Here is a 25,382-nt window from a genome sequence, read left to right as displayed (position 1 = left end):
GCCCTCCTGGATTAAAGTTATCTATTTGACGATTTTACATATCAGCTAACAATGGTATAATTGAAGATATCTTCTTGGACATCAGAAAGTTTGATATTTAGGCGTATCCTTGCTTTCTGTTTTCCAGTTCATTAAGATATTTTCTTGTTTCAGCTGCCGTTGGTACATATTTGTCACCAACGGAGCTTTTATGTTGCATCCATTCTCGCCATTTCCTGTCGGTCTCCACTTGATTATCCTTCGGGTCAAACACCATCACACTTTGCATGCCTTGCCACATTTAAAACGCCCTCCTTCTATAATCTGAACCATTCATAACGATAACGTTTGTATTGTCCATCATTCTTGAGAAATTCCGTTCACCCACCCGTTCTTTAAGTTCATCACTGCTTAAATTGGTCGTATAAACGGTTGCTTTCCCTGAACGATCATCCAGTATCTCGAAAAGTTTAGACGTAGACCATTCTGTTTGTTGTTCCGCCCCAATATCGTCCAGCACTAATAAGTCCACACGTTGAATAATGTTTAGCAGCTCATCTTCTGTGACCCTTTTGTATTATAAGTTCCCTTAATTTTAGTAAGCAGTTTTGGAAGTGAGAGAAACAAGCATTCATAATTTCTTTTCATCAACGCTTTCGTTATCGAAATCGAAAGATGACTTTTTCCCGTTCCATAGTCGCCTGTCAATAAGAGATTCTGTTTTCGATCAAATGAATGGCTATACGCCAATGCCTTTTCTTTAGCCCGCTTTAAGTTGCTGTCAGGTGCATCAAAGTTATCGAATGTTGCTTCTTTCAGCGAGTCATTTATCAGCGAATAATAATTAAAACTGGCCATCAGCTTACGATGTTTGAGCTGATTGTATTTTTGTTCAGCTGCCTTTGCCAGCTTGATATTGTCACATCTGCATCCGTAATTGGCTATGACGCGCTCCCCTGCACGTGGTCCAGAAGGGATGATTAATTCTGTTTTAGACACGTGTTGGTGGCAACCATCACAAACAAACGTTTTGAGTAGTTTTTGTTCTGGACTCACTATATGTTGCTGAATACCTTCCATCAGGAATTCCTCCTAAAACCCATAGTCATAACCATCATCATCCGAAACCTTTTTCTTAAAGCTCACTATATTACTTTTCTTGTTATGCTTTCGTTTCTCGTAATGTCTAACCTGATTAATCCCTTGGAGACTCTCCTTGTGCCACTCTATTAAAATCTTTTTTACATAAGCGTACGTGGTAGCTCCATTCTCTGCCGATAGTTTAATGGCTGCAATCACTATCTCTTCTCCTTTATCATCAATCCAACTTAGTAGTTGACCTTTGACATGCTCAGAAATTCGGGCAATGTTTTTATCAAAAAATACCAACGCGTCCTCTTCATCTTCTATGTTTTGTTTCGTTTCATTTCGTTTAATTAATGTGGAACGATCTCCGGCACCACCCTCGGTACTATCCTTGGAACGACCTTCGGCACTATCCCCGGATTTTATTTCCGAGCATTCAAAAGATATAATTTTGTAAATGGGTGTTTTACCACCTTTTCTGGATGTAAAATCAATACGACCTTTCTGCTTCAACTCATTTCTTACTTTTCGAAGAGTCCGGTCTGTCAAACCCGTTTTGACGCATAGTACCGATTCAGCTACTGTAAATGTTTCTGCCCATCCAGCCTTATTGTTTATGTGCATTAGCGCATACCATAAATTAATTGCTGATGACGACAGTTCATTTATTTCGAGCCAATCATAGAATGCGTTCATTTCTTTAATATAGTTCATTCGCCATCTTCCCTTATATGAAACGTTAAAGTTTTTTTCACCAACACCCTTAAAGTAAAGAAAGCTGCTGTTTCAGTAATTTCTAATACACCCCCATCTAACTTGTGACTAATGAGTAATACAAGAGCCATAAAGCTACGATGAAACAGACAAAATAAAATCCTTTCTCAAATCGATTATTCACTCCCTAAACCTCCATTCACGTGTGATTGTGGTGCATTATCAAGTAAGCTGTATGTCTTTCCAAACCCATCTTGTTTCAACATTCACTATGCAGTAGTTGTAACAAACGTACTCATTCTTGGCCCTTTCCTAATTGTTTTTTTAAACTTATTTGGCTCATTAGTGCCTTCAAGTTCTTCAAATGAAGAAATAGATTGTTCGATATAGCTTAAAATATTCTCATGAGATCGCCTGTTGTCCAACTCTGCAAAATGCTTGTTTACTTTCAGAAAGACTATTTAGTGACTTTAATAAATCGCTCATTTTATCAACCCTTCCGATTTCCACTTAGGAACCCGTGCTCTCATACAGTCCTTAATGGATATCTCATATTCTTGCTCGAGACTGACTAGAAATGAGTTCATGACTGTTTGGACATCTAATAATTCTTTAATGCCTTCTGTTATCTGCTGCTTTTCTGATTCATCAACATGTTTTGGAGGTTTCACCATGCTCACTTCGTCAAAGCGTACAATTGCTTTACTCACTTCTTTCTTGAAAACTTCCTCCAACGCAAGCCTGTGCCATTCGACTGCTTCTCCCCCCGTTGCCAATGGGGCGATATAGTTCTGGGCCATTTCCCTAGCTACCTCAAAGCCATATTGTGCATCGCAATAATGATTGACGCTGCTTTTTGCTAACTCCTTAGATGCTGTCCTCCGATTCAATTCAACTTTAGAAACCATGGTCTGATCTACAAACAGATCGTGAGCAACATTACTTTGAGATAACCCCTGCCTTTCTCTCATGCCTTTTAATGACTTTCCGATCTTCATTTTTTGGCCTCCCCTTTGTCTTTTTTTGAATCGTATTTATGACTTCAATCGGTAGTATGATAGATTCATGGTGTTAGATAGCCTGATATGGGAATTTCATGTCGACTTCCTGCGCATTCTGAGTTGTTGCTTGTAGCCAATTAAAGAACTCTTTTGTTGGCACTTTTGGATGGCCTAACTCCCGGTTTACCGGGAAGTCCGCTCGGTTGAATAACTCATTGCATTTCGTTGGGCTAATCCCGGCTAGTTCCATGAATTGCTTCCGGTCCAGCAAAGGTGGCAATTCGGATTGTTTGAATTCTTCGATTAAGACCGGAATCAGTTGTCTTTTTATCTCGGATGCAAGTTCTTGAACTTCACCCTGACTAAATATGGTGGTAGGCATTAGATCACCTCCTCGGATTTATTTTGCATAACGCTTAATTTACTTTCAAAAAAAATACGAACATCGACTTCCAATGCATACGCAATTTCTTGAAGAGAATCAACGTTAGCCTTACGCTTACCAGTTGAAATTCCGTGATACCAAGCTACCGTTTTATTACATTTTTTAGCGATAGAGGTCTTGGTTACCCCTTTTTCTTTTCGAATTTCTTCTATTTTTTCGTACACTGGTTTCACACTGTCTCCCCCTTCCAAATAAGCGTATCGCTTATTACATTTCCGATTATAAATAAGCGTTACGCTAAAGTCAATAGTTTATTTTTACTTTTTTTGCTTTTCGCTTAAAAGTTTTAACATTGCGCTTAAAAATGGTATATTTAGTTTGAGGTGGAAACAATGAACGTACTAGGCAAACGGTTAAAAGAATCTAGAATAAAGGCAGGATATAAACAAATAGATGCTTGTAAAAAACTTGGTATTTCAAATGGAACATTATCAGGATACGAGAGAAACTACCGAGATCCTGATACCCAAACTCTTAACAAAATGGCAAGTCTATATGAAGTTTCTGTTGACTGGTTAGTAGGAAATTCGGCTGATCCTGAGCCAACAAAAGAAGAAGAGTTCGATTCCCTAGCAGAAATTAAAAAAATAATAGACGAATACGGTATCGAGGATATATTCTTCCATAACATCGATGACTGGAAAAACCTAACTCCTGAAGATGTGGAAGAGCTGCGTAATCATTTTGAGTATATTGCATATAAGGCTAGGAATAGAAAAGAAAATGAGAGTAAGGAATAAAACCTGTGAATGTTTACCAGCAACATAAAAGGTGTGCAACCAATTGTGCACCCTTTTTTGTACAATGAAATCGAACATATATTCTATATTGGGGGATTACATGATTTACACAAATACATTATTGGAAGATGCCATCGAGGAATTATACTTGTATGTCGGTATCCGGGACCCCGATTATTCGGTCGAGGAAATGGCAGATAAGCTTGGGATTGTCATTTTAGATTACAAGCTGCCGTTCTCTATACCCGGACATATCTTTCTGAATCCACAGTTATCAAAAGAAAAGAAAAAGGAACTATTCGCCCATGAACTGTCCCACGATCTATATCATGTCGGTCTCCAAATTAATATGCCGATGGATTTTCGAAATTTGCAAGAATGGCAGGCTAGAAATTTTGCTCTGCATTTCTGCATCCCTACGTTCATGTTAAAAAAAATGGAATTACCTAATAATCGTGCTGCAGCTTCAGCTAAAATTGCAGAAACATTTCATGTCACTTACCCATTTGCATATAAGCGACTAAAACAATATGAAAAAAGGATTGTTGAAGCTTGGTTTCATGATTACCTAATAAACAGTATTAACAATAAGACAACTTATTTCTAACCCTCTCTAATCAACAAGAATTAATCCTTCATCGAGAATTCAAATTGTCCTAAATTAACAACCCAATATTCCTTTTATTCAATTTATGCTTACGAATATATTATGAAAGGACTGAACTTCAATGTATTGCAAGAAAGTCAAAACAAAGTCCGGACAAGTTAGATGGGAATGTATTGAGGATGGACCAGCCAATCCTATAACAGGGAAAAGGAATCAGATCAAACGTCGTGGCAGAACGAAAAGCGAGGCTAAACAAAAGGTTGAAAATGAGATTGCCAAGCAAAATCTTACCCGTGTAGATCCCAAGCAAGTTAAAGGCATGACGTTTGATCAGTTGGTCGACAAGTGGTTTGAAATGTATCGGGTGACGAAGGTCAAAAAAAATACAATCGAAACAAGAGTCGAACAGATTCAAACGCTCAATAAGAAGATGGCGAAAATGCCAATTGATAAATTGACACACCTGTTTTACCAGGGTGTAATGAATGATATTTTTTCAGAAGGTGCTTCAAAAAATACGCTTCTGGGTACACAAAATTGCGCGAACATGATCTTTAAATTTGCGCTCAAACATAATTTTATGGCCGAAAATCCTGCAGCAGGAATCATCATACCAGAAAATCCGAAAACAATAGAGGATCTCCAAAAAGACAGTATAGGAGGAAAATATTGGGAACGTGATGAATTGAATGAGTTTTTAGATACTGTGCTGGAATGTGGCCTAGAACTAGACAAAGAACGATTTTTTACACTTGCCTTCTCTGGTATCCGTGTAGGAGAATTGAACGCATTAATGAAGTCCGATCTAGACTTTGACAATAATCTCATACGCATTACCAAAACAATGTCCGGACAAAATGAAAATATGCGCGAATATGAACTAGGTACCACTAAGAACGAATCCGCTAGAATTATTGAAATGGAACAATCAATCATGGATATGCTACGTGAATTGGTGAGGCAGAATGATGAACATAAGATGAAATATCGTACTTTAATTGATGATTACCACGACGGCGACTTTGTTTTCGCTCGTAAAAATGGGTATCCGTATTTTCGTGGCGATGTAAATTACCGAATGAAACGCATTTTAAAGAAAACAAACATCAAACGACATGCAACATCACATATATTCCGACACACACATGTCAGCATGCTTACAGAATCCGGCGTCGATTTACCGACAATCATGGAGCGTGTGGGCCATAATGACCCCAAAACGACACTTGAAATTTATACACATGTGACCAAAAAAATGAGAGAAAAAGCCTCTGAAAAAATCAGAGGCAACTTCGATGATTTACTTCAGAAAATATCGTTTCAAAATAAAAATGTTACTTTAATGTGACATTTTACATAAATTTATATCATTCGAATCGATCAATTCCTTTTATGTCAGTGTTTATGAATACTTTTACCCCATATTATCATTAATATGAGGAATAATCACGGGTTGGAGCTGCTGATCGTTTAATGCCGCTTCGATGGTATCAGGCAGCAAATTCATATCAGAAACAAGGGAGTTTGGTTTTTTATATGGATTATCCTGGCCATATGGAATAAAGTAAAAGAACTTACTGGCCATTAGTCGCATCAAATTCACACCATTTAGTCCGAGAGCATCATTCGTTGATATTCCCAGCACGATTGGATTTTGATTTCTCATTGTGGCTTTTACAGCCATTAACACCGGGGTATCAGTCAGTGCATTTGCAAGCTTGCTCATGGAATTGCCGGTTAGCGGTGCTACAACCATACAATCTAGTGGAAGCTGAGGGCCGAGCGGCTCTGCTTCAGGCATTGTTTTGATAGCACGTTTGCCTGTGATTGATTCAATTTTGGCAACATGATCATCTGCTTTACCAAACTTTGTATCTGTGTTTTGTACAGTGTAAGACACAACCGGTATCACTTCTGCTCCGGATGACATCAATTTTTCCAACTGCGGGAACACCTCGTCATATGTGCAATGTGATCCGGTAACACCAAAACCAATCCGTTTTCCTTCAAGTCCCATCATATCTTCTCCCTTCATTTTAATGGGAATAAAAAAATTTCAATTAAGGCAATAATTGTTTAATCACATCAGCCAAAATCTTACCGGCTGTTTTTGGGGCAACTATGCCAGGTAGACTTTTAGACAACATTGCTTTAATACCGCGTTGGTTAGCATATTCAAAATCAGTGCCCCCGGGTTTTGACGCCAGGTCAAAAATAATACCGTGCCCTGGCAGATGCTTGATGGAATCTCGCATGACAACAGGGGCAGGGACAGTATTAATTAATAAATCACAATCATGCGTATAATCATCCAGCTCATAAAGCGGGATAGCGGTATGACCCAGTTCCGTAATTCTTGCCAGGTCCATAATACTCTCAGCACATACCGACACTCTTGCCCAAGTGCTGCAAATTTATTTGCTACTGTGTTCCCAACCCGGCCGAACCCGACAACTATCACCCGTGACGAATGAATGGTGTAATCGGTATGTTCAATCGCCATCATAATGACGCCCTCGGCTGTTGGAATTGAGTTATAAATCGCCACATCATCTCGATTGAGCAATGGTATCAATTTCACATTTGCCTCATTTGCGCAAGCATCCAAATAATCATTGGAAATACCTGTAAAAACAACCGTGTTCGGATTCAGTTCCTTAAACCAGTCTCTCGTCAACTGAACGGTACGGTCAGAAAAAACTGTTTCCACATATCCTTCTTGGTCTGTACCCGTGATTGGCAAGATAATAGCATCGAGGTTTTGCTGCGTCAAATCAGCAAAATCAGTCTGATTCAGCCCGGTGAACCCCTGTTCAAGCTTATCGAACCCGACTAGCGATATAATGATATCAGGCAGTGTTTGAAGTTGCCGTATCAGCTCCAAATAACGGGCATCTCCGCCTATTACAGCAATTTGTTGTGTCATCGCTGAAAAATCCTCCGTTAAGGCATCTTCTAAATCGGTTTTCAAAATAGTTTATGTGTTTTTCGCGAGTTGGTGATTACCAGCACAAAAAAAGACTGGCGTTCGATTAAAACGACACCAGTCTTTAAAATTATAAGCTATTCACCTGATTCAATCATAATCATATCTTCACCAATTTTCCGGATGGAACGCCACCTGATTTTAGCATCAGCACCTTCTTTTTTCAGACCAAACCATTTATAGTTCGGAATAATAAACGATTCGATCTGCCCGGTTTTTTCATCGATTTCAAGATCTGTCTGCCCCAGCACCCCGAGGCGAGTTCCCTGGTTAATATCAACAATTTCCTTGGAACTGATATCTTTGTACCGCACTAGACCGCCTCCTATAAACATCTTTTAGTTTATAAAGAAAGAAAGAAAACCGGTCCTTTTTTAGGACTTTTAATGCAACTATGGCCATTTATATGCCCAGTGCCGGCTATTTATACCTGCGCAACGGCTTCCGGTGCTATCAGAGCACTTGACGGTGCATGCCTGAAGGTGGAGTCAATCACTTGTTGAATCTTATCGTGATCGACTGCATCAATTTTTGTAATCATGTCATCAAGTGACCGGTGTTTGTTTAACATTAATTCATTACGGCCATTGCGGCTCATCCGGCTGCTGGTACTTTCCAAACTCAGCATCAGATTGCCTTTCAGCTGTTCTTTACTGTTTGTTAATTCTTTATCAGTTAAGCCGTTCTGAACCAAGTCATCGATAGTTTGATTAACCGTTTCTCTTAAAAGCGGCAACTGATCATTTCCGGTGCCGGCATAAATGGTTAATAAACCATTATCCAAAAACGAGGCATGGTACGAAAATACTGCATATGCCAAGCCTTGTTTTTCCCTTACTTCCTGAAACAGCCGTGAGCTCATACTGCCGCCAAGCACGTTATTCACAATTGTCATGCTGTAAATATTCTCATCATCCAATGGCAAACCATTGTATCCGAGGCATAAATGAGCCTGTTCCGTGTCCTTATGTCGCTCTATCTGCTCTGCCATAAATTTTGGCTGTTCAACTTCACTTCTCCCGGCACTTGATTCAAAATCACTGAAGTAATGTTCCACCGTCTTAATAAAGCTGTTATCGACATTGCCGGCAACTGAAACCACAACATTTTCAGGTATATACCGCTCACTTACATAGTGCTTTAAACTTTCCGGGGTGAACGATTGGAGCTGTTTTTCCGTTCCCAGAATCGGATAGCCTAATGGGTGTTCACCATAGGAGGCTCGTGCCAAGATGTCATGAACGATATCATCCGGGGTATCTTCATACATTTTAATCTCTTCTAAAACAACTTTTTTCTCACGATCCATTTCTTCTTCATCAAAAGTCGAATTAAAGAACATGTCAGATAAAATCTCCAGAGCTTTCTCTTTATGTGTATCCATTACCTTCGCATAGAAACACGTATATTCTTTTGAGGTAAAAGCATTGACCTGACCGCCAATCGCGTCAAACGCTTCAGCAATATCCTGAGGGCTTCTCGTGCTGGTTCCCTTAAAAAGCATATGCTCTATGAAATGGGAAATCCCGTTGATTTCCCCTGTTTCGTTCCGTGAACCTGTTTTCACCCAGACCCCGATTGTTACAGATCTGACAGCAGGTATATTTTCCAAAACAATTCGAAGTCCATTATCACTTGTATACTTCTCTACCAATGTATTTCCTCCTAGCGTGTTCCACCTAATGATTTTATCTTTCAGCACTTAGCAGCGAATTAACAGTATCAATTTTATAGCCTTTATCTTTTATTTCCATGATTAGAGCATCGAGTCCCTCTTTTATCGAAGAAGTTGGATGCATCAACAGTGTTGCGCCAGGGTGTATGTTTTGATTCACTCGATTCATCATAACAGATACAGATGGATTCTTCCAATCAATCGTGTCGACGCTCCAGAGAATCGTTTCCATGTTTTGTTCGGCTGCTATTTTGACAACCTCCTCATTATAATCGCCACTTGGAGGTGCAAACCATTTGGGTGTTTCACCTGTAATGGCCTCCAAAATTTCATTCGTTTTACTGAGCTGATCGCTAATAGCATTGGTTGAAAGACGCGACATTTCAGGATGGTCATAAGCATGATTTCCAATCACATGACCCTGCTCATGAATCATTTTGACATAATTTGTATTTTCCATTGCCCATTTGCCTTCAATAAAAAACGTGGCTTTTACATTGTGATCTTTTAAGCGATTCAAGATGGCGGGGATATACTCTGTACCCCATGACACGTTGATTAAAAATGCAACCTCATTCTTCTGTGGATTTCCCCGGTAAATGGGTGAGGCAGGTAAATCCTCCATTGTAATTTCCGGCGGAATCTGATCATAAACAAGCAGCGTTTCATCAAATGCCTCATTCTTTTTCATTTGCTCATAAGATTTGTCTACATTCACTTCCACACCATAACGGCCGGGTATTTTCTTCCATACCTTATCGATAACAGCATTCTGCGGCGCTTCTTCATAACCAGGGCTTTTCCTTTTTATTTCCTTATACAGAGGGTCCTCATTCTTTGCCGCCTCGTTTACCTGATTGGAAAAGGTGGTAGTATCACTGGGCTGAAACGGATCATATGAATAATCAAAGGAAATGGCAACAATCAGTATAAATACACAAACATTTACAAGACTTCGATAGCGACGCATCCATATCCCCCCTCATTAATTCGTATGACGAGGGTGGACAGGTTATGAAATGTAAAGTCATAACTGCCTGGTTAAACATAAAAAAAGAAACTGGTTCTCCAGCTTCTTGTTTTGAGACATTATGATTGTTGCTCCTGTTCGTGCTTTTCACGTTCTTCTTTTAAAACCGCCTTACGAGACAGGTTGACGCGTCCATGATTATCGATTTCTTTAACTTTCACTGTTATCTGATCACCAATTGAAACTGCATCTTCAACTTTATTTGTACGTTCTTCCTGTAATTCAGATATATGGACTAAACCATCTTTACCTTTAAATAATTCAACAAATGCACCGAATTTCTCGATCCGTTTAACTGTGCCTACATAAACTTGCCCTGCTTCCACTTCACGAATGAGATCTTCAATGATCTGCTTTGCCTGCTCGTTCATTTCTGCATCAGGTGATGATATAAAGACACTGCCATCCTGCTCAATATCAATTTTGACACCTGTTTCGTCAATAATCTTGTTTATTTGTTTTCCGCTTGGGCCAATCACATCCCGGATTTTATCAGGATTAATATTCATGGTCATAATCTTTGGTGCGTACGTTGAAAGCTGTGGTCTTGGCTCCTCAATTGTTGAAAGCATCGAATCAAGAATTCGTATGCGTCCTTTTTTGGCCTGTGACAACGCTTCTTCCAAAATGTCTTTGGACAAGCCTTCTATTTTGATATCCATTTGCAGTGCAGTGACACCCTGCTCGGTTCCGGCTACTTTAAAGTCCATATCACCGAGTGCATCTTCCATGCCCTGGATATCACTTAAAATTGTATAGTCTTCACCTGATTTGACAAGCCCCATAGCAATTCCGGCAACTGGCGCCTTGATTGGAACACCGGCATCCATCATAGCAAGGGTGCTGCCGCATATACTGGCCTGAGAAGTTGAACCATTTGACTCCAGTACCTCTGAAACAAGACGAATCGTATACGGGAACTCTTTTTCAGATGGTATAACTTTTTCAAGTGCTCGTTCACCCAATGCACCATGACCGATTTCCCGGCGTCCCGGCCCTCTTATTGGTCCTGTCTCCCCAACACTGAATTGCGGGAAGTTGTAATGGTGCATAAACCGTTTGGACTCTTCCAGATCAAGTCCATCCAATACTTGGACATCTCCTAAAGCGCCCAATGTACATACGCTTAATGCCTGAGTCTGACCGCGTGTAAACAGTCCCGAACCATGTGTCCTCGGCAATACGTCAACTTTTGAGGATAGCGACCGGATTTCATCCACTTTTCGGCCATCAGGACGTATTTTTTCTTTTGTTATCAACCGGCGGACTTCTTCCTTAACCATATCTTCCAAAACGGATTTAACTTGCTTTATGACCTCTTCTTCTTCCTCTTCATAAAGGCCCACAATTTCATCCTTAGTTTGACTTATCGCTTCTTCTCTTTCTTTCTTTCCATCTGTCTGAATCGCCTTAAGCAATTTATCCCTTGCCTGACCTTCAAGCTTTTGAACGAGTTCATCGTCTGCTTTTTCAGCATTGAATTCCCGCTTCACAACACCAACTGCTTCAATAATGGTTTCCTGAAATTCAATCAGACGGATGATTTCCTGATGTCCGAACATAATCGCATCGAGCATAACATCTTCAGGAACCTCATCAGCTTCTGCTTCTACCATATTGATAGCATCTTTTGTTCCTGCGACAGTGAGATCAATATCACTTTTTCCTTCCTGCTCTACAGTCGGATTAATAATGAACTCACCATCAACCCGGCCGACGTGCACACCTGCTATCGGCTCAGAAAATGGAATATCCGAAATGGATAGTGCAACCGATGATCCGATCATGGCAGCTATCTCTGTTGAACAGTCCTGATCAACACTCATCACCGTGCTGATAACTTGTACCTCATTTCTGTACCCGTCAGGAAAGAGCGGACGGATTGGACGGTCAATCAGCCGCGATGTTAATGTCGCTTTTTCACTGGGGCGTCCCTCACGTTTGATGAATCCCCCGGGTATTTTGCCTACAGCATATAACCGTTCTTCATAATTGACGGTCAATGGAAAAAATGGCAGGTCTTTTGGTTCATTGGATGCAGTTGCCGTCGACAATACAGCGGTATCTCCATAACGGATCATACATGCACCGTTTGCTTGTTTAGCCAGTTCTCCAGTTTCAACCGTAAAAGTCTTGCCGGCTATCTCCGTGGAGAACACTTTCTTCTCTTCAGTCATTCGTATTAAAACTCCTTTCAAAGCACGTACTACTTTTATTTTATAGTTAATAAGCAGAAATGTAAATTTTATGTGTATAAGGTAGAAAAAAAAGCAGGATTTCTCCTGCTTTTTTAAACTCATTACTGCCTGTCAGTATACACTTATCTGCGCAGGCCGAGGCTTTTAATTAATTCGCGATAGCGTGTAACATCTTTATTACGCAAGTAGTTCAGCAAATGCCGACGCCTACCTACCATTTTCAAAAGTCCTCTTCGTGAATGATGGTCTTTTTGATGCGCGCGCAGATGTTCGTTTAATTTAGTGATTTCCTCAGTCAGTACTGCAATTTGTACTTCAGGGGAACCAGTATCATTATCATGAACTTTGTATTCACTAATAATTTCGTTCTTACGCTCTTTTGTGATAGCCATTTGGCTCACCTCCATAAATAATTAATATCCCCAATCCCCCAGCAATCGCCGGAGTTACGATTTGCCGAGCGATGGTTTCGTATTCAAGAATACATCTTTTTTGTCAAAATTGCAAGGATCAGTTGTGATTGATTTTACCCCGCATGTAATGGTCAGTAACCCGCCCCAGAACGGCGGCTAAACTGTCCATAAATGTCCGATTCTGCAATGGCCTGCAGGGTGCAGATCTCGGGAGGCGTTGGCTATTGACGTGGCGAACTTAGCCTTTGTTCCTCTTATTCAGCAGCAAATGAAAAGTTTACTTTATGAACGGTAAAAGTAGTTTCGAATATCTTTTTCATCCTGATCAATTTGTTCTACCAGTTTTTCAGCACTTTCAAATTTCACTTCGTCCCGGATATACTTATGCCATTCCACGACAAGTTCTTCCCCATATAAATCGTTATTGTAATCAAATATATTCACTTCAACGATGGGGGTCTCTCTGTCAGAGGTGAACGTGGGATTATACCCCAAACTGGCCATCCCTTCGTACACTTCATTTTTAAAAAGCACTTTCACAGCGTATACGCCTATTCTGGGAAGCAGCGCATCTTGAGATACCTTTATATTCGCCGTCGGATAGCCTATGGCTCTGCCGCGTTTTTCACCCTCTTCAACGACGCCGCGGACAATCAGCGGCCGACCAAGCAAATTATTAGCTTCTTTTATGTTACCTGATTTCATAAGCTCTCTTATCCTTGTAGAACTTATTTTTTGATCATCAGACCGGACCTTTTCGACCACAGTATAATCAAACATTCCTTTAGCATGATCACCAAGTGTCTGCACATTTCCCAGTCCTTTATGGCCGTATGAAAAATCGAAGCCTGCTACAAGATGTTTTATGTTTAAATTTATAATGAAATGTTCAACAAAGGTCTGTGGTTCCAATGAAGACAAATCTTTATCAAATGTGATGATATAAAGGCGATCGACACCAAGCTGCTGCAAAACTTTTTGTTTTTCACGCAACGGCGTTATATATTGAACATATTGTACACCTTTTTTTAATACTACGGATGGATGTGGATGAAAGGTGATAACAGCACTTTCCATCTGGTCATCCCTTGCTTTATTGACAGCTGTGTTAATCAGCTGCTGATGACCTTTATGAACACCATCAAAAAAGCCGATGGCAGCAACCGTTTCCGGTAGTTCATCCATTAATAATGTATGGGGATAGGTTAATCTGATTGTCCGCAAATTATTTCACCTGCACTTTACTTATTGATCATTAAAAACGCGAACTGGTTTAATCATCATATTATGCTCGGGATGTGTTTTATAGATGGCCAAAACCTCTTTATTGCACATGACCAAAAAAGGATCGGTATCGGGCACTAAATCGTCCTTCTTGAGCTTTTGTCCATGAAGAATTCGTTTTTTTGTGCTTTCATCCACATATAACCGGTCCAAATGCGTGAGTCCACTGGTTATTGGCAACAATAATTGCTCTTGTCTGTTATGCCTGACTGCCATTTCAATCTCATCAAACGTAACCGTATCTGTCTTAGTTATAGCACCCGATGCAGTCCTGTATAAATCGGACATATGTGCCGGATAGCCAAGGTGATGCCCGATATCAACACATAGTGTCCGGATATAAGTTCCTTTAGAACAAACTACTTTTAACCAGAAACTGTCGCGGGTGCCCTTCTCATCCAGCTGATACAGCTGATGAATAAAACAATCACGCTGCGGACGTTCAACAGTTTCATTCTCCCGGGCATATTCATATAATTTCTTTCCGTTAACTTTTATCGCAGAATACATAGGCGGTACTTGGGTGATTTGACCCCGAAATAATTGTAACACGTTTTCAACAGTCTGTTGAGATGGAGGGGATGACACCTGTTTAGATTCTACAACTGCACCTGTCTTATCTTCAGTTTCAGTTGAACTCCCCAGCTTCACCTCAGTTATGTATGTTTTTTTGGTCTCAGTCAAAAAAGATGCGATTTTGGTGGCCTTTCCAATACAAATTGGCAAGACACCTTCAGCCTCCGGATCCAGTGTACCGGTATGTCCGACTTTTTTTGTATGAAATAATCTGCGTAGTTTTATTACGCAGTCATGCGAGGTCATCCCCTTGGGTTTCCATAAAGGTAAAATACCATGAACCATATCATCAGCTCCTATAGTTGACGGAAGAATTGACTGATTTTAATTTTACTTTCCAAGATTGCAAGGAAAAATCTGACTCGACGATGAGTCAGATTAATCTGTAATCATACTGCTCAGTTGTTTAAATCGCGAAGTATTTTCTCGATACGATTGCCATATTCAAAGGCTTCGTCAATTTCGAATGTTATTTCAGGTGTTTTTCTCAAACGGATACGCTGACCGATTTCGGAACGGATAAACCCTTTTGCTTTAGCAAGACCAACAAGTGTATCATGCTTTTCTTCTTCGCTTCCAAGCACGGAGATAAATACTTTAGCCTGCTGCAAGTCTCCGGTAACTTCCACATCTGTAACCGTCACAAATCCGATGCGCGGATCTTTTATCTTTTGGCCGATAAGCTCACCTAACTCTTTTTTCATTTGTTCTGCTACACGATTTGCACGGATATCGCTCATTTTTATTCACCTCTGTATAAATGAAACGTCAATCTGCGGGGATTTTGACTTGTATTCTGCATTTCTCAAATAGCGTTTCAGACACCACTGTGAAAATGAAATAACGCATTTCACCCCGGAATGGACAGTACTTGATGTCCGCGCTACAAAGGCTCTACATTTGTGATGGTACGTTCAACTTCAGTAAATGTATCAATCATCTTAAGGGCAGCTTGAATCACCTGTTCCGCATGCGTTTTTTCATTGGAAAGCGTCACAATTCCAAACTTTGTACGCTGCCATAAATCATGATAATCGAGCTCTGTAACGGCAACATTCAAATCGTTCCGTAATTTTGCACTTATTCGTTTGATGACCGAACGTTTTTGCTTCAATGAATGACTTTCATACAGCAGACATTCAACTTCAGCATACATAATCATGTGCGTTCAATTTCCTCCATGACGAATGCTTCAATCATATCGCCTTCTTTAATATCATTAAAGTTTTTGATTGTGATACCGCATTCGTAGTTTTGTGCTACTTCTTTCACATCATCCTTATAACGCTTCAGACTATCAATTTCACCTTCAAATTTAACAACGCCATCACGAATCAAACGTACGCCTGAATTTCGTGTCACTTTACCGTCTGTAACATAACTGCCGGCAATTGTTCCGATTTTAGAAACTTTGAATGTTTCACGAACTTCAACCTGACCGATGACTTTCTCCTCATATTCAGGATCGAGCATTCCCTTCATCGCAGATTCCATTTCTTCAATCGCTTTGTAGATAACACGGTGAAGACGGACATCGACTTTTTCTGATTCTGCCGCTTTTTTCGCATTGGCATCAGGGCGCACGTTAAATCCGATAACAACTGCATTGGATGCTGAGGCTAGAATAATATCAGATTCTTTAATCGCGCCAACACCGGTGTGAATAATTTTAATTTTAACGCCCTCTACATCAATTTTACTGATCGATGAAGCCAGAGCTTCTGCAGAACCTTGAACATCAGCTTTAATAACGATATTAATTTCTTTCATATCGCCTTCTTTAATCTGTTCAAATAAATCATCCAGACTTACTTTTGATGATTCAGATCGATTTTCCTGAATGTGTTTTTGCTGACGGGCTTCTCCGACCTGGCGGGCTTTTTTCTCGTCTTTGAACACCAAGAATTGATCTCCTGCTTGCGGAACATGATTTAAGCCAGTGATCTCCACAGGGGTTGAAGGATCAGCCGTTTTAACACGTCTTCCTTCATCATTAACCATCGCACGGACACGGCCAAACGCATCGCCGACAACTACCGAGTCGCCAACATGTAATGTGCCATTCTGGATTAAGAGCGTTGCGACAGATCCTCTTCCTTTTTCCAGCTGTGCTTCAATAACAGTTCCAAACGCATGAGCATTCGGATTTGCTTTCAATTCTTCCATTTCTGTAACGAGGACCAGCATTTCGAGAAGATCATCAATACCTTCGTGCTTGACCGCCGATAAGTTAACGAAAATGGTCTCGCCTCCCCAGTCTTCAGGGATTAATTCATATTCTGTCAGTTCTTGCATGACACGATCAGGATTAGCGCCTTCTTTATCCATCTTATTAACTGCGACAATAATCGGTACTTCAGCAGCTTTGGCATGGTTAATGGCCTCCACTGTCTGAGGCATGACACCGTCATCTGCTGCTACTACTAATACGGCAATATCCGTTATTTGAGCGCCGCGTGAACGCATGCTGGTAAAGGCAGCGTGCCCCGGTGTATCAAGAAAAGTGATTTTTTTACCATCATTTTCGATCTGATAGGCACCAATATGCTGAGTTATACCGCCTGCTTCGCCTGCTGTCACTTTAGTTTCACGGATTGAATCCAAGAGTGTCGTTTTTCCATGGTCCACATGCCCCATAATGGTGACAACAGCAGGACGTTCAACTAAATTAGCCGGATTGTCTTCTTCAAGATACTTATCAAAATCAGTATCTTCCAAAATAATTTCCTTTTCAACTGCTACACCAAACTCGTCACACAACAATTCAACCGTATCATCATCAAGATCCTGGTTCTTATTTGCCATAACACCCAGAAACATCAATTTTTTAAGGATTTCAGATGTATCTTTGTTCAATTTATGAGCTAAATCGGTTACTGTCAACGTCTCACTGTAAGTGATTTTTTCAGGTGTTTTCTTAGCTGGCTTTTGCTGCTGTTTCTGTTGTTTTGAGCCAGGAGCAGAATTATTGCTCTTCCCTTTTTTATTATTCTTGTGCTTATTATTTCTATTTTGTTGTCCTCTGCGGTTCTGGCTCTGATCTTTTGTCTTATGATTGTTTGGATTATTTTTTTTAGGTTTGTTGTTGCTATTCCCTGATTGATTGGACACGTTCTGATGTTGTTTTTGCTGATTGGATTTTGTGTTTTCGTCTTTCTTTTTAGGATTAAATTTTTTATCAAGTTCCACAATAGTTTCGATGGAAACTGTCGACATGTGGTTTTTAACATCAATATTCAAGTCTTTTAAATACTGAATGACTTCTTTAGTTGTCGTATTGTTCTGCTTTGCATATTCATATATACGCATTTTGCTCATAAGTTCACCCCCAAGATTATTTCCCCAGCAGCGATTTGATTTTGGTGGCGAAACCCGCATCCAAAATAGCTACAGCTACAGTTTGGGATTTTCCGATCGCATGTGCTAGCGTTATTCTATCATCAACTTCTTCAAATGGAATATTATAGCTCTTGCATTTATCAGTGATTTTTTTTCGTGTTTGCGCACCGATATCATTTGCCAAAAGTATAAGTTTAGCTCTTTTTTTTTGAATATCTTTGACAATCGTTTCTTCCCCGACTGAACACTTTCGGGCACGATAGGCCAAACCGACAATATTTAGATAACGTTCATTCATCTGAGTTGCCTTCAACTAACTCTTTTAATTCATAATAAATCATCGGATCGACATGTGTGTCCAGCTGCCGATTTAATATACCTGTTCTTTCAGCCTTTTCAATGACAGCAATATCGTTTGAGAGGTAAGCCCCGCGTCCGTTTTTTTTACCTGTTGGATCGATGAAAACATCGCCTTCTTTATTGCGGACGATACGAATCATTTCTTTTTTAGGCTTCATTTCATTCGTTACAACACATTTGCGTTGTGGTATTTTTTTCTGCTTGGCCATCTGTATTCCTCCTTATTCAAACAAGTCTTCATCAATGTCAGAATAGGATTCTTCAGTCTGATTACCGTCTTCCTCTTCCAAAAGTCCTTGTTCACGAGCTTCTGTTTCACTTTTTATATCAATTTTCCAGCCGGTTAACTTCGCTGCCAGGCGAGCGTTTTGACCGCGTTTTCCGATTGCCAGAGACAATTGATAGTCCGGAACGATAACTGTTGTCGCTTTATCTTCTTCATCTACGAGTACGTCGACTACTTTAGACGGGCTCAGAGCATTGGAGACGTAAACGACAGGATCTTCTGACCATTCGACAACATCAATTTTTTCGCCTTTTAATTCATCCACGACCACTTGAATACGCTGGCCTCTTTGTCCGACACAGGAGCCGACAGCATCGATTTCCGGATCATCTGCATGCACTGATATTTTGGAACGGTCGCCTGCTTCACGAGCCACCGAATTGATTTCAACAGTACCATCATATATTTCGGGTACTTCCATTTCAAACAAGCGTTTCAAAAGCCCCGGATGTGAACGCGAGATATAAATCTGTGGTCCTTTGCTGGTATTCTCGACTTTATTGACAAAAACCTTTAAACGATCATGAACATAGTAATCTTCAGTCGGCATTTGCTCCGATTCAGCAAGTTTTGCTTCAATTTTTCCGAGATTAACATATACGAAGCGATGGTCTTTTCGTGAAATAATACCGGTCATAATATCTTCTTCCCGGTCGACATATTCGCTGAAAATAACACCGCGTTCTGCTTCCCTGACCCGCTGGGTGACAACTTGCTTAGCGGCCTGAGCGGCAATCCGCCCAAAATCTTTTGGTGTTACTTCGACCTCTATAACATCTTCGGTTTCATAATTCGGATCAACATCTCTTGCTTCTTCCAATGAGATTTCTTCCAAACTGTTGTCGACTTCTTCAACCACTGTTTTCCTTGAAAAAACACGCATTGATGCTGATTCTTCATCAATATCCACCCGAACATTCGTAGCTGATTTGAAATTCTTTTTATAGGCAGATATTAAAGCAGCTTCAAGAGCTTCCATCAATACGTCCTTGTCAATTCCCTTTTCCTTTTCCAAATAATCAATCGCATCAAACAGCTGATTGCTCACTTTTTCGTTTCCCCCTTTACAATGATACAGATAATCTGGCTTTAGCAATTTTTTTGTAGGGTATTTCAACCTGTTTCTCACGCGTCTTTATCCGATAGTTAATAACTGCCGTTTCGTCAGAAAATGTATCTAGTAGTCCTTCATACTCTTTTTCTCCATTTATCGGCTCATACAGTTTCACATATACATTGCTGCCAACATTTTTCTCAAAATCCTCTTTTGATTTTAATGGGCGTTCAACCCCCGGGGATGATACTTCCAGGAAATACATTCCCTTTATCAGGTCCTTTTCGTCCAGTTTCTCACCGAGCTGTTCAGAGACAACACCACATTCATCGATGTCAACACCGTTTTCTTTATCAATATAAACCCGCAGAAACCAGTTTTTCCCTTCTTTTACATATTCAACGTCGACTAATTCCAATCCTTTTTCCTGCAAAACCGGTTCGACTAATTCTTTTGTTGTTTTTACAATTTCGCTCAACACATATCCTCCTTAATTCAATTGTCATTATTGATTAGTATGGACTGCGTGTGGCCTTTTCATTTGCATTTGACCTCTCATGAATATAAAACCCCTGCCAAACGAGGTGGCAAGGGAAGACATGTGAAAAGATTCAAGTATGAAGAAAGAGCGGGCCCCACCCACTCTTTAAACGTTCGTACCACTGCTTACCAATAGAACTATATCATATTGGACTTCATGTTGCAAGACGTGGCTATCTCATCAACGCAAATAATGATTGATAGGTGATGAATGTTGTTTCGTTTACCATATTCATGCAAAAAGTTTCACAATGTATAACATTTCACCTGTGCTCTTTCGTTACCTTCCTTTGCAAAAGCTTCGCCTGCAACTCTTGAAAAATTAACTAAAATAATGACAATTGGTTTTTATCAGCCATTCCTTCCAGACAGCCATGGTTATCAAGATATTCCAGTACTGTTTTGGAAATCTTACTCCGTTGGCGAAGATCTTCTTTGGAAAGGAATTCACCTTCTTGGCGAGCATTGACAATGTTAATTGCAGCATTTGTCCCCAGGCCATCTACCGCATCAAAAGGCGGAATCAATGAGTTACCGTCGACAATGAATTCCGATGCTTTTGACTGATATAAATCAACCTTTTGAAACGAATAGCCTCGCTCGCACATCTCAAGTGCTACTTCCAGTACCGTTAATAGACTTTTCTCTTTTGGCGGGGCGTCATTGCCTTTGGCTGTAATAGCTTCAATACGCTGCCTGATGGCATTGGGCCCTTTAACCATTGTATCCAGTTCAAAATCGCCTGCACGTACAGAAAAGTAAGCCGCATAAAAATAAATCGGATAATGGACTTTGAAATACGCGATTCGAACGGCCATCAGAACATAAGCTGCAGCGTGAGCTTTAGGGAACATATATTTAATTTTTTTGCAGGATTCAATATACCAGTCAGGAACGCCATGCTTTTTCATTTCGTCAATCCATTCATCTTTCAAGCCTCTGCCTTTACGTACATATTCCATAATCGTAAAAGCAAGTGATGGTTCGAGGCCTTTATGGAGCAGATATACCATAATGTCATCACGGCAGCCGATAACATCGGGGAGTTCACAAATACCATCATTAATCAGTTCTTCTGCGTTCCCCAGCCATACGTCTGTACCATGCGACAATCCGGATATAATCACAAGTTCTGCAAAGGTGTTCGGTTTCGTATCTTCAAGCATCTGTCTGACGAACCGGGTGCCGAACTCCGGCACTCCCAATGTTCCTGTTTTACAATTAATTTGTTCAGGTGTCAGTCCGAGTGATTCCGGACCGGAAAATATCTTCATCACTTCTTCATCATCCGTCGGAATCGTCTTTGGATCGATACCGCTTAAATCCTGCAGCATTCGAATGACTGTTGGATCATCGTGACCAAGTATATCAAGCTTTAATAAATTATCATCAATTGAATGGAAATCAAAGTGTGTTGTCTGCCATTCACTGTTACGATCGTCAGCCGGGTATTGGATCGGTGTGAAATCAAAAATTTCCTTATCCTCCGGTACGACAATGATCCCGCCCGGATGCTGCCCGGTTGTCCGTTTTACACCTGTACAGCCTTGTACAAGTCGATCTACTTCAGCATTTTTATATACCAGCTGTTTATCTGATGCGTAGCCTTTCACATAACCATAGGCTGTCTTTTCTGCAATCGTGCCAATGGTTCCTGCTCGATAAACTTTTTCTTCGCCAAACAGAACTTTTGTATAGTTGTGAGCTATCGGCTGATATTCACCGGAAAAGTTCAAATCAATATCAGGTACTTTGTCTCCCTTGAACCCAAGGAAGGTCTCAAATGGGATATCCTGCCCATCCTTCGTTAACGGTGTACCGCACTCCGGACACGCCTTATCTTCTAAATCAAAACCGCTTCCGATTGAACCATCTCTGATAAATTCATTGTAATGGCATTGAGTACATACATAATGCGGCGGCAATGGATTTACTTCGGTAATTTCTGACATGGTAGCAACAAGGGAAGACCCGACGGAACCGCGTGAGCCCACAAGATAACCGTCATCCAATGACTTTTTAACAAGTTTATGAGAAATCAAATAGATAACAGAAAAGCCATGCCCTATAATGCTGGACAGTTCTTTTTCAAGCCTGTCTGTAACGATTTCGGGAACTGGATCACCATAAATCTGTTTAGCTCGATTATAACAAAGGTCACGCATTTCTTGTTCAGCACCTTCAATTGTCGGTGTGAAAAGACCATCCCGAACTGGAGACACTTCTTCAATTTTGTCTGATAATGCGTTGGTGTTATCCACAACGACTTCTTTAGCCTTTGTTTCACCGAGAAACCCGAAAATTTCAATCATCTCATCTGTCGTCCTAAATGATGTATCCGGCAGCGTTTGTCTGTTTAATGGATTGCCAGCTTGAGATGCTATCAGAATTTGCCGATAGATTTTATCATGTTCTTCAAGATGATGGACATTTCCAGTGGCCAGCACCGGTTTATTCAGACGTTCTCCCATCTCTGTCAGTTTTGTAATAATGTCTAAAATCTGTGCTTCATTCTGGACGAGTTCTTTCTCGATTAAATGGGCATAGTTAGAAGGTGGCTGCACTTCAATATAATCATAAAATGCAGCTGCTTTTTCTGCTTCGTCTGCCGACTTTTGCATCATGGCCTCAAACACTTCACCCTGATCACACGCTGTCCCGACAAGAATTCCTTTGCGGTGTTTTTGCAAAAGAGACCTTGGAATGCGTGGCACCCGGTAGAAATAATTGACATGCGCATAGGACACGAGCTTATAAAGATTTTTCAAGCCTTCCTGAGTCTGGGCAACCAATATGCAGTGCGACGGGCGTGAGCGTTTATAAGCGTCGCCTTCACCCATATGATTGTTTAATTGATTGTGATTCGTAATATCTTCAGCAAGCAGTCCTTTCACCAATTTCCATAACAGATAACCAGTTGCTTCAGCATCATATATCGCACGGTGGTGCTGTGTCAGTTCGATATCCAAGTGCTTGCACATCGTATTCAGCCGATGGTTTTTCAGCTGCGGATACAAAAATCGTGATAATTCCAGCGTATCGATAACGGGATTGACCGTTTTGTCATAGTTAATCTTTTGAAAACCCTGGTTTAAAAAGCCAATGTCAAAGCTTGCGTTATGCGCCACAAGAATACTATCTTCCATCCATTCATGAAAGTCTTTCAGCACATCGTCAACGTCCGGTGCATCCTTGACCATATCATCAGTTATGCCAGTCAAATCTGTAGTCGTTTGGGATAATGGATGATGCGGATTAGCAAATGATTCAAACCGGTCAATGATCTCACCTTTATGAATTTTAACGCCCGCAAGTTCAATAATCGTATCATAAACGGCTGAAAGTCCTGTTGTTTCCACGTCAAACACAACATAAGTTCCACTTTCCAAATCAGCATCATTTTCGTTATAGGCTATCGGTACGCCATCATCAACCAAATTAGCTTCCACACCGTAGATTACTTTCAGACCATGTTTTTCACCGGCTGCATGTGCTTCCGGAAAACCTTGCACGCCAGCATGATCGGTAATCGCAATTGCTTTATGGCCCCAATTTGCTGCTTTTTCAACGAGCGCACTCGCCGAGACAACCGCATCCAGCTGACTCATCGTCGTATGAGCGTGAAACTCAGTGCGTTTTTCTCCTTCAGGTGCAGTATCCTGCCGTGTTGCCACTTTTACTTCATGAATGTCATTTGCCATCATGGCCAACTCATTCGTATACATATCCGTTTGAATGCTGCCCCTTGCCTTTATCCACATACCTTCCTGTAACTGGCCGAATGTGGCTGCGTCTTCATCACCTTTTGAAAACATTTTAATTTGCAGCGAGTCAGTATAATCCGTCGCTTTTACAATAAGCAGGCTTCTTCCGGAACGGAGCTCGCGGATTTCTGCTGAAAAAACATAGCCCTGTACCGTAACACGACGTTCTTCCTCTTGAATTTCCGTCATCTGCATCGGTTCATCCTGAATCTTATACCCGAGCATAAACGGTTTATTTTGCCCCTCATTTTGTTTTTCTTTATCACGCTTTTCTTTTTCTTTAACGGTTTTTAAAACCAATTCCTGATCTTCCAGCGCTTTTTGCTCCCTGAATTTTTTCATTTCGCCCATTTCCGCATTCACATTGACTTGGATCAGATAATTTTTGGCACCAATTTTTCGGCAATAATTCTGGAATGGCTCTTCAAGTCTTTTCTTCAGTGCATTTCCTTCTGCTTCGTTTCTTGCAGTTAACATAATCTTATTATTGTCTACTTCGGGTGTTTGATCCAATACCAGGTCTTTATAGGCAGGTGATAAATTGGATACGGATTGGAGGAATGTTTGCCAGTAAGCACGAATCGTTCCACTGTCACACGTTTTGTCATCTGTATATAAAGTCAGATCAATTTGAGCAAACTGCTGAAATGTTTCCTGCAGCCTGGCGTTAAGCAGTGCATATATTTCTGTCGGCAGCAATTGTTGTACCCCGATGTGGAAATGCCATTTTTTGGATTGTTTATGAACTTCAAGTTTGATCAATTGACTTTCAATGAAATAGTCTTCTATGTAATTTTCTGGGATCTCCAGCTGTTGCAAGAGCAGATTCATTTTTTCTTGTTTTGAGATGTCCATTATCATTTTCCTTTCAATTGCAGCTCAGTGCTGGCAATAATGATAGAAAACCCTTGCCAATAAAATTATAGACAAGGGTTAAAGCCGTTCAGCCGTCCCACTAATCGTGCTTTAAGAAACTGTTCAAAAAGTCCGGTAACAATGACACATCGGTGTTTCTAGTTGGCTTGTTTCATCGCTACTCATATATCTAAAGGCATACATTCCGCTCCTTGGAAAAGAAATACGCTTTTCCTTCGTGCGATGTAAATTCGGGGGGGAGTTTTTCTGTGCTCGAAATTTCGCCGCCTCGAATTTCTCGGTCCTTTTTTCCCCGCATATAATGATCAGTAACCCGCCAAAACACAGCGGCTAACAGACCATAAATACCCGATTCTGTTCAATTAACATTCAGCGGAGAAAATCATTCCGCTGAATGAAGTTTCACTTTATCCTCCTTTTTGAACACGC

The 25,382-nt window shown here is 40.6% G+C and carries 26 protein-coding genes and 1 pseudogene; 3 read left to right on the top strand and 24 right to left on the bottom strand.

Annotated elements, in window-relative coordinates; all coding sequences use genetic code 11:
* Positions 1–97: 97 nt before the first annotated feature.
* From AOX59_RS02055 to AOX59_RS02030, 7 genes are all read right to left on the bottom strand, one after another.
* Entirely contained in the window at positions 98–280 is a 183-nt protein-coding gene (locus tag AOX59_RS02055; protein ID WP_010529029.1) for a hypothetical protein, read from the bottom strand.
* Positions 281–511: an ATP-binding protein gene (locus tag AOX59_RS20410; RefSeq protein ID WP_250637008.1), complete on the bottom strand. Its 231-nt coding sequence runs from the start codon at positions 509–511 to the stop codon at positions 281–283.
* 14 nt (positions 512–525) lie between these two features.
* Positions 526–1,059, bottom strand: coding sequence for an ATP-binding protein (locus AOX59_RS20405; protein WP_250637007.1), 534 nt, complete (start codon positions 1,057–1,059; stop codon positions 526–528).
* A 12-nt stretch (positions 1,060–1,071) separates the two neighbouring features.
* Entirely contained in the window at positions 1,072–1,779 is a 708-nt protein-coding gene (locus tag AOX59_RS19960) for a DnaD domain-containing protein (RefSeq protein ID WP_068441134.1), read from the bottom strand.
* A gap of 482 nt (positions 1,780–2,261) precedes the next feature.
* Positions 2,262–2,777 (bottom strand): helix-turn-helix domain-containing protein, encoded by a 516-nt coding sequence (locus tag AOX59_RS02040; protein ID WP_068441131.1) that lies wholly within the window; start codon positions 2,775–2,777, stop codon positions 2,262–2,264.
* Between the two features lie 73 nt (positions 2,778–2,850).
* Positions 2,851–3,162, bottom strand: a complete 312-nt coding sequence (locus AOX59_RS02035) for a hypothetical protein (protein ID WP_068441128.1) — start codon at positions 3,160–3,162, stop codon at positions 2,851–2,853.
* Positions 3,162–3,398, bottom strand: coding sequence for a helix-turn-helix domain-containing protein (locus AOX59_RS02030; protein WP_068441124.1), 237 nt, complete (start codon positions 3,396–3,398; stop codon positions 3,162–3,164). Before AOX59_RS02030 ends, AOX59_RS02035 begins: the two co-directional genes overlap by 1 nt.
* A 159-nt stretch (positions 3,399–3,557) precedes the next feature.
* On the opposite strand from AOX59_RS02030, the gene AOX59_RS02025 reads away from it, so the two are divergent.
* The 3 genes from AOX59_RS02025 to AOX59_RS02015 all read left to right on the top strand — a co-directional run bounded on the left by AOX59_RS02025 (position 3,558) and on the right by AOX59_RS02015 (position 5,920).
* The gene (locus AOX59_RS02025) at positions 3,558–3,965 is read left to right on the top strand and encodes a helix-turn-helix domain-containing protein (protein WP_068441122.1); all 408 of its coding nucleotides are present in this window, start codon (positions 3,558–3,560) and stop codon (positions 3,963–3,965) included.
* Positions 3,966–4,065: 100 nt separating this feature from the next.
* Entirely contained in the window at positions 4,066–4,572 is a 507-nt protein-coding gene (locus tag AOX59_RS02020; RefSeq protein ID WP_068441119.1) for an ImmA/IrrE family metallo-endopeptidase, read from the top strand.
* Between the two features lie 121 nt (positions 4,573–4,693).
* Complete coding sequence (locus tag AOX59_RS02015) at positions 4,694–5,920, top strand: tyrosine-type recombinase/integrase (RefSeq protein ID WP_068441117.1); 1,227 nt, start codon at positions 4,694–4,696, stop codon at positions 5,918–5,920.
* Between the two features lie 66 nt (positions 5,921–5,986).
* Here the strand turns inward: AOX59_RS02015 and dpaB are convergent, their stop codons facing one another.
* The 17 genes and pseudogenes from dpaB to AOX59_RS01930 all read right to left on the bottom strand — a co-directional run bounded on the left by dpaB (position 5,987) and on the right by AOX59_RS01930 (position 24,932).
* Positions 5,987–6,589: a dipicolinate synthase subunit B gene (dpaB, locus tag AOX59_RS02010; RefSeq protein ID WP_068441114.1), complete on the bottom strand. Its 603-nt coding sequence runs from the start codon at positions 6,587–6,589 to the stop codon at positions 5,987–5,989.
* A gap of 43 nt (positions 6,590–6,632) precedes the next feature.
* A pseudogene (gene dpaA, locus AOX59_RS02005) lies at positions 6,633–7,498 on the bottom strand (dipicolinic acid synthetase subunit A).
* Positions 7,499–7,635: 137 nt separating this feature from the next.
* Positions 7,636–7,872: a YlmC/YmxH family sporulation protein gene (locus AOX59_RS02000; RefSeq protein WP_068441112.1), complete on the bottom strand. Its 237-nt coding sequence runs from the start codon at positions 7,870–7,872 to the stop codon at positions 7,636–7,638.
* Between the two features lie 110 nt (positions 7,873–7,982).
* Positions 7,983–9,212: a M16 family metallopeptidase gene (locus tag AOX59_RS01995; RefSeq protein ID WP_068441110.1), complete on the bottom strand. Its 1,230-nt coding sequence runs from the start codon at positions 9,210–9,212 to the stop codon at positions 7,983–7,985.
* 34 nt (positions 9,213–9,246) lie between these two features.
* A complete protein-coding gene (locus tag AOX59_RS01990) occupies positions 9,247–10,203 on the bottom strand; it encodes a polysaccharide deacetylase family protein (protein WP_068441107.1) in 957 nt (318 codons plus the stop codon).
* A 119-nt stretch (positions 10,204–10,322) separates the two neighbouring features.
* Positions 10,323–12,440 (bottom strand): polyribonucleotide nucleotidyltransferase, encoded by a 2,118-nt coding sequence (gene pnp, locus AOX59_RS01985; protein ID WP_068441104.1) that lies wholly within the window; start codon positions 12,438–12,440, stop codon positions 10,323–10,325.
* 143 nt (positions 12,441–12,583) lie between these two features.
* Complete coding sequence (gene rpsO / locus AOX59_RS01980; protein WP_068441101.1) at positions 12,584–12,853, bottom strand: 30S ribosomal protein S15; 270 nt, start codon at positions 12,851–12,853, stop codon at positions 12,584–12,586.
* A gap of 303 nt (positions 12,854–13,156) precedes the next feature.
* Positions 13,157–14,059: a bifunctional riboflavin kinase/FAD synthetase gene (locus AOX59_RS01975; RefSeq protein WP_335338770.1), complete on the bottom strand. Its 903-nt coding sequence runs from the start codon at positions 14,057–14,059 to the stop codon at positions 13,157–13,159.
* A gap of 60 nt (positions 14,060–14,119) precedes the next feature.
* Positions 14,120–15,019, bottom strand: a complete 900-nt coding sequence (truB, locus tag AOX59_RS01970) for a tRNA pseudouridine(55) synthase TruB (RefSeq protein ID WP_068441094.1) — start codon at positions 15,017–15,019, stop codon at positions 14,120–14,122.
* A gap of 113 nt (positions 15,020–15,132) precedes the next feature.
* Entirely contained in the window at positions 15,133–15,474 is a 342-nt protein-coding gene (gene rbfA / locus AOX59_RS01965; protein WP_068441091.1) for a 30S ribosome-binding factor RbfA, read from the bottom strand.
* Positions 15,475–15,617: 143 nt separating this feature from the next.
* A complete protein-coding gene (locus AOX59_RS01960) occupies positions 15,618–15,896 on the bottom strand; it encodes a DUF503 domain-containing protein (RefSeq protein ID WP_068441088.1) in 279 nt (92 codons plus the stop codon).
* A complete protein-coding gene (gene infB, locus AOX59_RS01955; RefSeq protein WP_068441085.1) occupies positions 15,893–18,052 on the bottom strand; it encodes a translation initiation factor IF-2 in 2,160 nt (719 codons plus the stop codon). Before infB ends, AOX59_RS01960 begins: the two co-directional genes overlap by 4 nt.
* A gap of 16 nt (positions 18,053–18,068) precedes the next feature.
* Positions 18,069–18,371, bottom strand: coding sequence for a YlxQ family RNA-binding protein (locus AOX59_RS01950; RefSeq protein ID WP_068441082.1), 303 nt, complete (start codon positions 18,369–18,371; stop codon positions 18,069–18,071).
* Positions 18,364–18,642, bottom strand: a complete 279-nt coding sequence (rnpM, locus tag AOX59_RS01945) for an RNase P modulator RnpM (RefSeq protein ID WP_068441079.1) — start codon at positions 18,640–18,642, stop codon at positions 18,364–18,366. The genes AOX59_RS01950 and rnpM overlap by 8 nt, the downstream gene beginning before the upstream one ends.
* A gap of 12 nt (positions 18,643–18,654) precedes the next feature.
* On the bottom strand, positions 18,655–19,767 hold the full coding sequence (gene nusA, locus AOX59_RS01940; protein ID WP_068441076.1) for a transcription termination factor NusA: 1,113 nt from the start codon (positions 19,765–19,767) through the stop codon (positions 18,655–18,657).
* Positions 19,768–19,783: 16 nt separating this feature from the next.
* Positions 19,784–20,254, bottom strand: a complete 471-nt coding sequence (rimP, locus tag AOX59_RS01935) for a ribosome maturation factor RimP (protein WP_068441074.1) — start codon at positions 20,252–20,254, stop codon at positions 19,784–19,786.
* Between the two features lie 385 nt (positions 20,255–20,639).
* The gene (locus AOX59_RS01930) at positions 20,640–24,932 is read right to left on the bottom strand and encodes a PolC-type DNA polymerase III (RefSeq protein WP_068441070.1); all 4,293 of its coding nucleotides are present in this window, start codon (positions 24,930–24,932) and stop codon (positions 20,640–20,642) included.
* Positions 24,933–25,382: the final 450 nt, after the last annotated feature.

Origin of the sequence: Lentibacillus amyloliquefaciens (assembly GCF_001307805.1) — a bacterium.
In the GTDB taxonomy this organism is placed as follows: Bacteria; Bacillota; Bacilli; order Bacillales; family Amphibacillaceae; genus Lentibacillus; species Lentibacillus amyloliquefaciens.
This window is presented reverse-complemented; position numbering and strand designations above follow the sequence as displayed.